Source organism: Reyranella sp. (assembly GCF_004296935.1).
Classification (GTDB): domain Bacteria; phylum Pseudomonadota; class Alphaproteobacteria; order Reyranellales; family Reyranellaceae; genus Reyranella.
This window is the reverse complement of sequence record NZ_SCVH01000057.1, coordinates 19,703-32,255: the sequence shown is the minus strand read 5'-3', so window position 1 is coordinate 32,255 and position 12,553 is coordinate 19,703. Positions and strand designations below refer to the sequence as shown.

Annotated in this window: 12 protein-coding genes and 1 pseudogene; 3 read left to right on the top strand and 10 right to left on the bottom strand. The window is 66.9% G+C overall.

Annotated elements, in window-relative coordinates:
• Positions 1 to 31: 31 nt before the first annotated feature.
• The 3 genes and pseudogenes from EPO55_RS07420 to EPO55_RS07410 all read right to left on the bottom strand — a co-directional run bounded on the left by EPO55_RS07420 (position 32) and on the right by EPO55_RS07410 (position 2,544).
• Positions 32 to 697, bottom strand: a complete 666-nt coding sequence (locus EPO55_RS07420) for a hypothetical protein (protein WP_296335959.1) — start codon at positions 695 to 697, stop codon at positions 32 to 34.
• Positions 698 to 819: 122 nt separating this feature from the next.
• A pseudogene (locus tag EPO55_RS07415) lies at positions 820 to 1,068 on the bottom strand (site-2 protease family protein); the annotation flags it as partial.
• Between the two features lie 171 nt (positions 1,069 to 1,239).
• Positions 1,240 to 2,544, bottom strand: a complete 1,305-nt coding sequence (locus EPO55_RS07410) for an NtaA/DmoA family FMN-dependent monooxygenase (RefSeq protein WP_296335958.1) — start codon at positions 2,542 to 2,544, stop codon at positions 1,240 to 1,242.
• 80 nt (positions 2,545 to 2,624) lie between these two features.
• On the opposite strand from EPO55_RS07410, the gene EPO55_RS07405 reads away from it, so the two are divergent.
• Together EPO55_RS07405 and EPO55_RS07400 are read left to right on the top strand one after the other, a co-directional pair.
• Positions 2,625 to 2,804 (top strand): hypothetical protein, encoded by a 180-nt coding sequence (locus tag EPO55_RS07405; RefSeq protein ID WP_296335957.1) that lies wholly within the window; start codon positions 2,625 to 2,627, stop codon positions 2,802 to 2,804.
• Between the two features lie 160 nt (positions 2,805 to 2,964).
• Complete coding sequence (locus tag EPO55_RS07400) at positions 2,965 to 3,585, top strand: NIPSNAP family protein (protein ID WP_296335956.1); 621 nt, start codon at positions 2,965 to 2,967, stop codon at positions 3,583 to 3,585.
• A gap of 13 nt (positions 3,586 to 3,598) precedes the next feature.
• On the opposite strand, the gene EPO55_RS07395 is transcribed toward EPO55_RS07400, so the two are convergent.
• A complete protein-coding gene (locus EPO55_RS07395) occupies positions 3,599 to 4,573 on the bottom strand; it encodes an aldo/keto reductase (RefSeq protein WP_296335955.1) in 975 nt (324 codons plus the stop codon).
• A gap of 61 nt (positions 4,574 to 4,634) precedes the next feature.
• Here EPO55_RS07395 and EPO55_RS07390 point away from each other — a divergent pair, with 61 nt between their 5' ends.
• A complete protein-coding gene (locus EPO55_RS07390) occupies positions 4,635 to 6,254 on the top strand; it encodes a choline dehydrogenase (protein WP_296335954.1) in 1,620 nt (539 codons plus the stop codon).
• Positions 6,255 to 6,521: 267 nt separating this feature from the next.
• Here EPO55_RS07390 and EPO55_RS07385 read toward each other — a convergent pair whose 3' ends face one another.
• The 6 genes from EPO55_RS07385 to EPO55_RS07360 all read right to left on the bottom strand — a co-directional run bounded on the left by EPO55_RS07385 (position 6,522) and on the right by EPO55_RS07360 (position 12,423).
• The gene (locus tag EPO55_RS07385; RefSeq protein WP_296335952.1) at positions 6,522 to 6,782 is read right to left on the bottom strand and encodes a hypothetical protein; all 261 of its coding nucleotides are present in this window, start codon (positions 6,780 to 6,782) and stop codon (positions 6,522 to 6,524) included.
• A 46-nt stretch (positions 6,783 to 6,828) separates the two neighbouring features.
• Positions 6,829 to 7,533 carry a DUF2786 domain-containing protein gene (locus tag EPO55_RS07380; protein ID WP_296335951.1) on the bottom strand — a complete coding sequence of 235 codons (705 nt, stop codon included), beginning with the start codon at positions 7,531 to 7,533 and terminating at the stop codon, positions 6,829 to 6,831.
• Positions 7,530 to 7,772, bottom strand: a complete 243-nt coding sequence (locus tag EPO55_RS07375; RefSeq protein WP_296335950.1) for a hypothetical protein — start codon at positions 7,770 to 7,772, stop codon at positions 7,530 to 7,532. Before EPO55_RS07375 ends, EPO55_RS07380 begins: the two co-directional genes overlap by 4 nt.
• A protein-coding gene (gene prfB / locus EPO55_RS07370) for a peptide chain release factor 2 (protein WP_296335949.1) occupies positions 7,772 to 8,894 on the bottom strand; the annotation gives its coding sequence in 2 pieces (ribosomal slippage) (positions 7,772 to 8,824 and positions 8,826 to 8,894; 1,122 coding nt in all). The genes EPO55_RS07375 and prfB overlap by 1 nt, the downstream gene beginning before the upstream one ends.
• 172 nt (positions 8,895 to 9,066) lie before the next feature.
• The gene (locus tag EPO55_RS07365; protein WP_296335948.1) at positions 9,067 to 11,538 is read right to left on the bottom strand and encodes a penicillin-binding protein 1A; all 2,472 of its coding nucleotides are present in this window, start codon (positions 11,536 to 11,538) and stop codon (positions 9,067 to 9,069) included.
• Between the two features lie 54 nt (positions 11,539 to 11,592).
• Positions 11,593 to 12,423: an N-acetylmuramoyl-L-alanine amidase gene (locus EPO55_RS07360; RefSeq protein WP_296335946.1), complete on the bottom strand. Its 831-nt coding sequence runs from the start codon at positions 12,421 to 12,423 to the stop codon at positions 11,593 to 11,595.
• Positions 12,424 to 12,553 lie beyond the last annotated feature (130 nt).

Genomic DNA, 12,553 nt, shown 5'->3' with positions numbered 1-12,553 from the left:
GCTCTTCCGATCTCCGCAATCCGATGCGACCTCAACGGCAGTAGGCGGCTGTCCCGGTGTGGGCGGTCTCGACGCAGTTGCGATACGCCTGCTCCACGCCCCACCGGTCGCAACCCGGCAAGGTCTGCTGCAGCTGGTAAGCGCAGTGGTCGGTGCACGAGCCCGGCAGGTTGCGGCGGCAGTTGTCGTATTTGCGCATCGCCTCGTTGACGTAAGGGCGCAACGCCTGCGACTGTCGCAAGCCGGCCGCCACGTCATTCAGCAGCGCCTGGCCACATTGCCCGCATGTCGCCACCGGCGGGCCACCGCCTGAGCGTCGCAGCTTGGCCGAGGCGTAGGCGCCGCTGCCCTTCCATTCCCAGAAGGCCTGCTCGCCCTGCAGCACGAGATGGATCGTGCCGCCATCGATGCAGCGGTCGCGCCCGTAGGTGATGCTTTCGCGATAGGTATAATCGCCCGAACTGCCGCCGCCCGACACCGTGCCGCCGCAACTGAGGCTCGGATAGTCGATAGCGCCGCCGCCCGCCGAGTCGAGCCGCATGGTCATCGGGTAGGAGCCGGATCGGGAATTGGGCTGGTAGACCGTGCCAGTCCACACACCGGTGGGATCCTGCGCTTCGGCCGGCGACGCACCCGCATACGCGAAGACGGCAACCATTGCAGCGAGAACAAAGAACAGCGTGCGTCTTGCGAACATCTTGCCCCTCGCTTTCGCTCCAGCCTGATGCACGATAGTTGGTGCAGGCATCAGCGCCATTGACGCAGGTCAAGGCAGGGGACACCGGCGTCGACCGCACCTGCTCAGCCGTTGCCCGTCATTCAGGGAATGAAATCGATCGTGACGCCGACTGGACGCGAGAGAAGCCAGCCGATGATGTCGAGGTTCTGGCCGAGTTGCGGGCCGACCAGTGGCAGGATGAACAGCAGGCCGAGGAGGATGGTCATGCCGAAGGGCTCGAGCCGCGCCAGGGGCGCCGCCAGGACATCCGGCAGCAGCCCGACGGCGACGCGGCCGCTGTCGAGCGGCGGCAGGGGGATCATGTTGAAGACGGCGAGGACCACGACGACGGCGGCGGCGATCAACGGCACCGTCGAGCGGCCCGGCGTCGCGAAGGACTGCTGCACCGTCATGGCGCCGAGGGCGAGGTAGAGATTGAAGATTCTCAGGCTCCGATGCGTCGAGACCGCGAGAGTGCCGTCGTGGCCGCGGCCTGTCGACGCCCGCCTGCCGCCCTGCGATCAGAACGCCAGGAGATTGTCGCGGAAATGGCGGTGCTCGTAGGCGGTGCGGACCACGCCCAGGCGCTGAAGTTCCGGCACGACGCCGTCCGTGATCTCGGCGATATGGCGTCGGGTGACCGGGCCGCTGAACATGAAGCCGTCGCCGCCCACCTCCTGCATCACCTCGGCCATGGCGCCGGCGACATGCTCGGCCGTGCCGACGACGGGATCTTCCAGCCCGTAGCGGTAGTTTGCCGCGATCTCGCGCAGCGTGGCGCCCTGCGCCAGGAAACGCTTCAGCGTGCCCTGCTGGCCGTTGGTCGTCAGTTCACCCAGCGGCGCATCGAGGTCGAAGGTCGAGAAGTCGATGTCGGTGAGACTGCCCATCTGGGCCAGCGTCATTTCCGGCGCGGCCTCTCGCCCGGCCTGCCGGCGGCGGAAGCGTTCCTGCGCCTCGGCGTTGGTCTCGCCCAGGGTGGGCACGACGACGAAGAAGAGCTTGCAGCTCTCGGGATCGCGGCCCTCCACGACAAGGCGGCGACGCAAATCTGCGCGGAAGGCCTTCATCTCCGGGACGGTGCTGACGGCGGCAATGACGGAGTCCATATGCTTGGCAGCGAAGTTCCGGCCCTGCGGCGAGCCGCCGGCCTGCACCAGCACGGGCCGTCCCTGCGGCGGACGCGCGGTGTTGAGCGGCCCGCGCGAGGTGAAGAAACGCCCCTTGAAATCGATGGCGCGAACCCTGGCGGGATCGGCGAAGGTGCCGGCCGCGCGGTCCGCCACGATGGCGTCGGCGTCCCAAGACGACCAGAGCCTGCTCACCAGATCGACGAACTCGTTGGCCATCTCGTAGCGCAGATCGTGCTCGATATGGGCGTCGAGACCGAAATTCTGCGCCGCCCGTTCGGCCGTCGAGGTGACGAAATTGCAGCCCACCCTGCCCTTCGACATCAGGTCGAGGGTGGCGATGAGACGCGCCAGCAGGAAGGGCGGATAGAAGCTGGTCGAGATCGTCGGCACGATGCCGAGATGCGTCGTTGCCTGGGCGATCAGCGGCACCAGCGGCAGCGGGTCGTTCTTGGGCGCCCGCAGCGCGCGGCGGAGGTAGAAATCCGTGGAGGCGCCGTAGTTGTCCGGGACGAACAGCGAGTCTTCCATCAGGAAGAAGTCGAAGCAGGCGCGCTCGAACGCCTTGGCCATCTCGATATGGAGGTCGGGCTGCGTCCAGTCCTGGCCGTCCCCGCCGCCCCATGTCTGGTTCCAGCCATGGACGCCGTAGGTGTTGTTCATGAACCAGCCGAGATGGAAAGGCTTTGCCGCCAAGACGCTCTTCTCCGCCGTTGCCTGCCCGGCGCGATGCAATCGGCGGACCACTAGGCTAACGTCGGGCGGCGGAGGTGTTCATGCGCTTCAAATGGCTGAATGGCCTGTTTGCCGAACCGGCGACGCCGAACGACCGGCCGCTGCGGGATCTGTCGCGCTTCGACATCGGCGTGTGCCCGGGCTGCCGTGGCCTGCGCACGGTCGCCAGTCCGCGCTGCGACAACTGCGGCAGCACCCGGCCGGTCGCCGCCGACGTTTGACTGCGCTACAAGCCTGCCGCGTTGCGGCGACCCTCCCTCTAGCTCTTCACGACCTTCTGCTCCTCCGGCCGGACGGTAGCCGGCGGCGCGTGGGCTGTTGGCAGTCCGTGGGGGAAATGCGAAACGTCGTCCACGTCGAATGAACCTGCGGGAGTAAGCGATGATCTTCGAAATGCGCACCTACCTGATGAAGCCGGGCACCATTCCCCAGGTCGAGGAAGCCTTCGCGACGGCCCTGCCCGGTCGCCTAAAACTCTCGCCGCTGGCCGGATTCTGGCGGACCGAAGTCGGCACACTGAACCAGATCATCCATATCTGGCCCTACGAGAGCACCGCCGAACGCGATCGCATCCGCGCCGAGGCCGTCGCGACCAAGGTCTGGCCGCCCAAGATCGCCGACTTCGTCCTCGAGATGGAAGCCAAGATCCTCCACCCCGCGCCTTTCTCGCCTAACTTCAAGCCGGGCGAACACGGTACCTGCTACGAGTTCCGCACCTATACCTACAATGTGGGGGCGATCCCCAAGGTGATCGAGAACTGGGGCCCGCGCCTGCCGGCGCGCACGGCCATCTCGCCGCTGATCTTCGCGGGCTTCACCGAGATCGGCCCACTCAACCAATGGGTCCATGTTTGGGCCTACAAGAACATAGGCGAGCGCGAGCGCCTGCGCGCTCAGGCAATGAGCACCGGCGTCTGGCCGCCGCCGCGCGCCGAAGGTGTCGTGATGCAGCGCATGCAGAACACCTTCGCCGTGCCGGCGGCGTTCTCGCCGCTGCGCTAGAGCGGTCGCTGACTCAGGCGGCTGGAGGCTTCTGCTCCTCCAGCCGGTCGGTGGCGGGTGGCGGTGTGGGCGACAGCCCGGCGATCTCGGCGCGCAGCTCCGGCGTCATGTTCACCTTCACGGCGGCGAGCGAGTCCTTGAGCTGGTCGAGATTGCGGGCGCCGATGATGGGCGCGGTGACGCCGGGGTGCGATCCCACCCAGGCGATGGCGGCGCTGACGGGGTGCAGGCCCTGCTGCTTGCAGAAGGCGGCGAACTTCTCCGCCACGTCGAAGGTCCAGGCCTCGCCGTAGCGCGCCTCGTACATCTTGTTGGTCTTCAGGCGACCGGTGGCCTGACCGAGATACTTGCCGGACAGAAGCCCCGCGGCGCCGGGGCTGTAGGGAATGACGCCAATGCCGTTGGCCTGGGCCATCGGCAGGATTTCGACCTCGGCCTGGCGTTTCACCAGGTTGTACATCGGCTGCACGACCTGCAGCCGTGCCCAGTTGTGGCGTTCCTGGATGTCGACCGCGCGCTGCGTCTGCCACGCCGACCAGTTGCTGACGGCGGGATAGAGCACCTTGCCCGAGCGCACCACGTCCTCCAGCCCGCGCATCATCTCCTCGATCGGCGTCAGCGGATCGAACTTGTGCAGGAACAGCACGTCGATGCGATCGGTCTGCAGGCGTTTCAGGCTCCGCTCGACCGCGCGCACCACATGGCGGCGGGAACTGCCGCGCGCGTTGATGTCGTCGCTCTGCGGACTGAAACACTTGGTGGTGAGGACGAGATTGTCGCGATCGCCTTTCGCCAGGCGGCCGAGGATCTCCTCGGACTTGCCCTTGTTGTACTCATCGGCGCAGTCGAAGAAGTTGATGCCGGCGTCGCGCACCGCCTTGTACATGGCGGCGGACGTGGCTTCGTCGGCATCGCCGCCGAACGACATGGTGCCGAAGCAGAGTTCGGAGACGGAGACGCCGGTGCGGCCGAGGAGTTTGGTTTTCATCGGCGATTTCTAGCACGCCAGGTCGAATCGCTCTACGCTCCGGCAAAAGAGCGAGGGCGGAATGCAAGACGGGGCTACCTACGATTTCATCGTCACCGGCGCGGGCTCGGCCGGCTGCGCCGTCGCCGGACGGCTGAGCGAGGACGGCCGCTTCTCCGTGCTGCTGCTCGAAGCCGGCCCTAAGGACTCCTATCCCTGGATCCACGTGCCGCTCGGCTATCACAAGACCTTCAACAATCCGAAGGTGAACTGGATGTTCGATTCGGAGCCGGAACCCGAGCTCAACAACCGCATCATGTACCAGCCGCGCGGCAAGGTGCTCGGCGGCACCAGCTCGATCAACGGCATGGTTTATATGCGCGGCAACTCCGCTGACTACGACGAATGGCGCCAACGCGGCTGCGAGGGCTGGGACTACGACTCGGTGCTGCCCTATTTCAAGCGCGCCGAGGACAACGCGCGTGGCGCCGACGGCTTCCACGGCACCGGCGGGCCGCTCAAGGTCACCGACCATCGCTGGCAGCCGCCGCTGGCCAAGGCGCTGCACGATGCCGCCGTGCAGGCCGGCATCCCGGCCAATCCCGACTTCAACGGCGCGCAGCAGGAAGGCGTCGGCTACTACCAGACCACCATCAACGGCAAGGCGCGGCGCTGGTCGAGCGCGCGCGCCTATCTCAAGGACGCCAAGCAGCGCAAGAACCTCACGATCGCCACGTCGGCGCACGCCACCCGGGTGCTGATCGAGAACGGCCGCGCCGTCGGCGTCGAGTATCGCACGCCCGCCGGCCTGCAGACCGCCAGGGCCACGCGCGAGGTCATCGTCTCGGGCGGCGTCTACGGATCGCCGCAGCTCCTGATGCTGTCGGGTCTCGGGCCGGCCGCGCACCTGCAGCAGCACGGCATCGCGGTGGTCAAGGACATGCCGGGCGTGGGCAGCCACCTGCACGACCATTTCAATACCTACGTCGCCTATCGCTGCAGCCAGGCTGTCACCATGAACGACATCGCGATCTCCGTGCCGCGCCAGATCCTGGCCGGGATGCGCTATGTGTTCGGCCGCACCGGCCCGCTCGCCAGCATGGGCCTCTATGTCGGCGCGTTCATGAGGAGCGACCGGCGGCTGGAGCGACCCGACCTGCAGATCAACATGTTCGCCTGGGCGGTCAAGGAACGGACCCGCGCCGGCGTCATTCCGCAGCCCTTCTCGGCATTCAGCCTGAGCCCCGTGCATCTCAAGCCCGACGGCCGCGGCACGGTGCGGCTGAAATCGCCCGACCCGCTGGCCGCGCCCGAGATCCGCTTCAACTTCCTCAAGAGCGCCTACGACTGGCAGGCGCTGATCGAGGGCACGCGCATCTGCCGCGAGATCGCCCGTCAGCCGGCGCTGAAACCCTTCGTCATGGAGGAGATCATGCCCGGCGCCGGCGTCACCGCCGAGGCCGACCTAAAAGCCTTCATCCGCGCCAACGGCGTCTCGAACCTGCACCCGGTCGGTACCTGCCGCATGGGCCACGGCAGCGACGACGTCGTCGACCCGCAGCTCCGGGTCCATGGCATCGCGGGCCTGCGCGTCGCCGATGCCTCGATCATGCCGTCCATCGTCGCCGGCAACACCAACGCGCCCTCGATCATGATCGGCGAGAAGTGCGCCGACATGGTGCGGGCCGCCGTCGCGGCCTGACGGCCTAAGGATAGGTGATCGTCACCGGCCAGATCGTGACGCCACCCCACCCTTGAACTCCTGGTCATTCTTGGGAAAGGTCGTGGCGGAATTGTAGAGGCCGCAGCGCACGTGGCCGTTGTTGTCGTGCAACCTGCTCACCTGGACGGAGATGGAGTTGGCCTACTGGGCGCTGGCCGCCGCGAAGCCGAAGCCGGCGGCGAGGACGAGCGCGCATCCAAATTTCGTGAACGTCATTTTATCCCCCGCCTGCAGTCTGTTCTCAAATCACGGACGAGGCGCCAGCAGTTTGAGGCCCTCGACGGTGAGCGTCACCGACGTGGCCGGATCGCCATCGGATCTCATCCAACCCTTGGCGACCGCAAGACGAATCGCTGCCTCGACGGCATCGGTATTCCCGATGCCCAACTTGCGTTGGACCTTGTCGACATGGGTCCAGGTCGGCGGCGGCCGGCGTCCCGTGAGCTCGTGCACGGCCGCCAGCACGGCGGACATGAACTGGGCGGCGTTCGGCGGCGTTGCAACCATCTTCCAATTGTAGGGCGCCGGGCATGGTCGGACCAGTCGGCAGTTCTCAATCCCGTCGAATGCCGGGATTGATGGCAAGCGATGCGCCCGCTTCGCCACCGGCGTCGTAGGCCATCGGCGACACCATGCGGCTCGCCCGGGACACCGTCCGGAGCTTCAGGTCGAGTTTCTCGAGCTCGGTATCGACGACCGCCGTCTTGAGAACGACCAGGCCGCGCCCGGTGCCGTTGACCACCTCGTCCCGCCCCGCCTTCATCGCCATCAGCTTGTCCGCAATCGACGCGACCATGCCCAGGGCGAAGGAGGCATTCGCCAGATGCCGCTCCTGGTGCCGGAACCGCTGGTAGTCCGGGCTGGTCTTGTAGCGGCCGAGCTCGGAGCGGACCGCGGTGTCGATCACTTCGGTCAGGTAGTGGGCCACTTCGATATCCGAGCGCAGGCCGAAGAAGACGTACCGCCCCTCGCCTGCCGGGTTCTTCTCGCGCCAGACGCGGCAGTCGCAGAACGCCGCGATGGCACCGATGCAATCGTCGAGCGGGATGCGCTTCTTGCGGTGCGTCTCGTACGCGCGCCGCTCGCAGGGCGCCTCGCGGATTTCGACGTCGCTGAGCGACAGGTCGTGGCGGTCGAGCAGTTCGGCGACCTTGGCCGCCGCCGCCAGCGCCTCGCCCTCGGTGCAGCCGTTGTCGATGGTCTTGGCACGCAGGCCCTGGATGCGCGTCCGCAGCTTGTCGAACGCGTCGCCGGTCATCTGGCCCGGTTCCTGTAGCCCTGGAAAAGGGCGATCGCGACGCCGATGGCGAGGCCGGGAAGCATCGAGAAGATGGCGATCGACGCCGCCCCCATCTCGCAGCCGCCCGAGTCACCCGGCGTGCCGCAACGCTGATCGAAGATATGGGCGGCCGTCAGAACGATGAAGAACATCGCCACCGGCGTCACGATCATGCCGACCAGTCCGTAGGCGAACGCTTTGACGACAAGCCGGAGCACTAGGCAGCGGCCTTGTCGTTGCCCTCGCCCACCCGCGCCGCCAGCGACGCCGCCATGAACTCGTCGAGGTCGCCGTCGAGCACCTTCTGCGGGTCGGAGCGTTCGACGTTGGTGCGCAGGTCCTTCACCATCTGGTAGGGCTGCAGCACGTAGGAGCGGATCTGATGGCCCCAGCCGATGTCGGTCTTGTTGGCCTCGATCGCCAGCCGCTCGGCTTCGCGCTTCTGCAGCTCGACCTCATAGAGGCGCGCCTTCAGCATCTGCAGCGCCTTGGCGCGGTTCTGATGCTGGCTGCGTTCCTGCTGCACGGCGACGGCGATGCCTGAGGGAATGTGCGTGATGCGAACGGCGGAATCGGTCTTGTTGACGTGCTGGCCACCCGAGCCCGAGGCGCGGTAGGTGTCGACGCGCAGGTCCTTGTCCAGAAGCTCGATTTCGATGTCGTCGTCGACCTCGGGATAGACCCAGACCGAGGCGAAACTGGTCTGGCGCCGCGCATTGCCGTCGAACGGCGAGATGCGGACGAGGCGATGGACACCACTCTCGGTCTTCAGCCAGCCATAGGCGTTCGGCCCCTCAACCTTGAAGGCGCAAGACTTGATGCCGGCTTCTTCACCGGCGCTTTCCTCGAGCCAGCTCACCTTGAAGCCGCGGCGCTCGGCCCAGCGTGTGTACATGCGCGCCAGCATCTCGGCCCAGTCCTGGGCCTCGGTGCCGCCAGCGCCGGCGTTGATCTCGCAATAGGCATTGTTGGGATCGGCTTCGCCCGACAGCAGCGTCTCGAGCCTGGCTTTGGCGGCCTCGGTCCGCGCTTCACCCAGCGCCCGCTCGGCGTCGGCGATCATCGCCTCGTCCTTCTCGGACTCGGCCATTTCGATCAGGCCGACATTGTCGTCGATGGCGGCACGCAGGCGCTTGATGATGGCGATCGCGGACTCAAGCCGCGTGCGCTCCTTCATCACGGCCTGGGCTTGCTTGGGGTCGTTCCAAAGCGCCGGATCCTCGGCGCGCGCGTTCAGCTCGTCGAGACGGACGACCGCCTGGTCGTAGTCAAAGACGCCTCCTCAGGAGCTCCACCGACTCCTCGATCTCTTTCACCATCGCCTGGGCTTCTGCGCGCATCACGACTCCGTCTATTTCTTCCCCTCCCCCGTCTTCGGGGGAGGTGTCCGCGCAGCGGACGGAGGGGGTCAGCACACCGATGTGCACGACGGCCCCCTTCCGGCGCTCCGCGCCACCTTCCCCCGCAAGCGGGGGAAGGCAATGGGCTTCCGGCGCAGGCGCGCGGAAGACTCTAATACGTCTCGCCGGTGCCCGACAGGCCGGGGCGCCGGGCGCCGCCCGCCTGAAGCGGGCCGCCGGGGTCTATACCGGAATAGGGGGCGGAGCCGTCAAGCGGCGTGACCGAATAGCCGTCCGAGCCGGGCTCGGTGCCGGGCTTGAAGACCTCGTCGATGGTGCCGCCTTCGTAGGTGAAGCGCACCAGGCGCAGGCCGGGCGGGATGCGGAACGGCGTCGGCGCCTTGCCCTTGAAGATCTCCTTGGCGATCTGCTCGAAGATGGGCGCCGCGTTGCCGCCGCCGGTCTCCTGCGCGCCGAGGTTCCGCGGCTCGTCGAAGCCGATATAGACGCCGATCGTGATGTCGGGCGTCGAGCCCAGGAACCAGTTGTCGCGCGCGTCGTTGGTCGTGCCGGTCTTGCCGGCGATCGGTCGGCCGAGCGCCGCGAGCCGTCCGGCAGTGCCGCGCACAGTGACGCCCTGCATCATGCTCACGACCTGGTAGACCGAGGCCGGATCGTGGAACGGCTTGCGCGAATCGATCAGCTCGGGCGGCGCGGGCTTGCCGCCCGCCGCTATGGCGTCGCCGCAGCCCTTGCAGGCGCGCGGCTCGTGGCGGTAGACGGTCTTGCCGTTGCGGTCCTGCACGCGATCCACAAGGCTCGGCGTGATTTCGAGCGCGCCGTTGGCCAGCATGGCGTAGGCCATGGTCATGCGGAGCAAGGTGGTTTCGCCGGCGCCGATCGCCATCGGCAGGTAGGCCCCCATGTTGTCGGTGACGCCGAACTCCTTGGCGACATCGACCACACGCTTCATGCCGATCTGCTGCGCCATGCGTACAGTCATCAGATTGCGCGACAGTTCGAGCCCGCGGCGCACCGTCGCCGGCCCGAGGAAATCGCCGCCGTAGTTCTTCGGCGTCCAGATCGGCTGGCCGTGGCCGGGGTCGTAGCTGAACGGTGCATCGAGCACGACGCTGGCCGGCGTGAAACCCGCGTCCATCGCGGCGAGAAAGACGAACGGCTTGAAGGCCGAGCCCGGCTGGCGAGCGGCCTGCACTGCACGGTTGAACTGGCTGCGGCCGTAGGCCCAGCCGCCCGACATGGCGAGCACGCGCCCGGTCTGGGTGTCCATGATCACCACGCCGCCCTCGACGTTGGGTACCTGGCGCAGCGCGTAGGTCTTGGGGGGGTAGGGTTTGGCGTTGGCCGGCGCGCCGGTGGGCTTCTCGACCTTCTCGACGACGACGACGTCGCCCACGCTCACCACGTCGCGCGGCGCCCGCGGCGGGTTGCCGACCCGCTGGTCGGCCAGCGTCGGGCGCGCCCAGGTCATCTCGGCAAAGGGGATCGTGCCTTCGCCGTTGGCCTCGCCACCCGGTAGTCCGACGATCTGCGCCGACTGGGCGTCGACCTTACTGACGACGGCGAGCTGCCATGCGGCCGGTCCGAACAGCGGCCGACGCTGGGCGATGCGGGCGAACTCCTCCTCCCACACGCTCATGTCGGGGATCTTGGCATAGGCCCCGCGCCAGCCGTGGCGGCGGTCGTAGGCGATCAGACCGTCGCGCAGCGCGGTGTCGGCTGCCGATTGGTAGGCGGGATCGAGCGTCGTGCTGACGGTGAGACCGCCCTCGTAGAGGCCCTTCTCGCCGTAGGCCGCCATCAGGTTACGGCGCACTTCCTCGGCGAAGAAATCCGCCTGCGTCGTCTCGGTAGCGGAGCGGCGGCGCAGTTGCAGCCTTTCCGCGCGGGCGGCCTGCGCCTCGGCCGGCTTGATGTAGCCGTCCTCCTGCATGCGGTTCAGGACATAGTCGCGACGGGCGTACGCTTCCTTTTCGTTGCGCACGACGTGATAGCGGTTGGGCGCTTTGGGCAGCGCCGCGAGATAGGCGATCTCCGAAAGGGTGAGCTCGTCCAGCGAGCGGTCGAAGTAGTTGATCGCCGCCTGGGCCACACCGTAGTTGCCCGAGCCGAGATAGATCTCGTTGAGATAGAGCTCGAGGATGCGCTCCTTTGAATACGTCTCCTCGATGCGGAAGGCGAGGATGGCTTCGCGGATCTTGCGCGCCAGAGTCGCCTGGTTGGTCAGCAGGAAGTTCTTGGCGACCTGCTGGGTCAGGCCCGAGGCGCCCTCCGGCCGCTTGCCGGGATTGGTGATGTTGGAAATCATGGCGCGCACGACGCCGATGAAGTCGATGCCGGGGTGGGTGAAGAAGCGCTGGTCCTCGGCCGCAACGAAGGCCTCGACCACGCGCTTGGGCATGGCCGCGACCGGCACGAACACCCGCTTCTCGCGGGCATATTCCGCCAGCAGCCGGCCGTCGGCCGCGTAAAGGCGCGAAACGGTCGCCGGCTGGTAGTCGGCAAGCTGCTTGTGGTCGGGCAGACCATGGCTGAAATGCCAGAACAGGCCCGCCACGGTTCCGGTCCCGACGATCAGGGCGGCGGTGGCAAAGGCCAGTAAGACTTTGAAAAGGTTGAGCACGGTCATCTTCTACGCGGCGCCTTTCGAGGCAGCAACGGAGACAATTGCCGCGACTTACGCCTTTCTTATGGCGCCGCCGGCCGCAAAATGGGCGTCAATCGAGCCCCGCAGGGCCCGTGCCAGGGCGATCTGGTGCTGGCGGACGGTCAGGAGCTTCTCGTCCTGCGGATTGGAGAGATAGCCGAGTTCGACCAGAGCAGCCGGGATGTCGGGCGAGGTCAGGACCGCGAAGCCCGCCTGCCGGTGGGTCCGCGGCAGCAGGCGGACGCCGTTGCGGCCGAAGTTCTGCACGATGGTCTCGGCCAGCCGGCGCGAATCGTTCACCGTGCCGCGCTGGGCCATCGCCACCAGCGTATTGGCGACGATGTCCGGCTTGTCGGCCAGCCGCATGCCCGCCACCACGGCGTCGGCGCGGTTTTCGCGCGCGGCCAGGGCGGCCGCCTCCCGGTCGGTCGCCTGCTCCGACAGCGTGTAGACGGAAGCGCCGCGGACATCGGAGTTTTCGCAGGAATCGGCGTGCAGGGAGAGGAACAGATCGGCTTTCGCATCCTGGGCCCGGGCCACCCGCTCGCGCAGGGCCACGTAGTTGTCGGTGTTGCGCGTCAGCAGCACGCGATAGCGGCCACCGGCCAGCAATTCACGCTGCAACTCGCGGGCGATGGCCATGACCACAGCCTTCTCCTGCGTGCCGCGAACGCCTTGGGCGCCCGGGTCCTTACCGCCATGACCGGGGTCGAGGAAGACCAGCTTCGGCCGGGGCAGCAGCGCCGGCTTCTTGACCGACTTGGGCGCGGGTGCTTTCGCCCAGGCCTCGGCCGCGCCGAGGCCAAGGGCTGTCAGGCCGGACAAGGCGGCAAGCAGATCTCGGCGGTGAAGGGTGGACATGGCAAACGCCACTTTAATGTCAGAGGGAGTTTATTATTTTTGCGATATCTTAAACTAGATACTCAATTTACGGGATAATTTCAAGTCTTATCAATTAGTTAATAGACGATACTCATGTTTCTCAATCTTT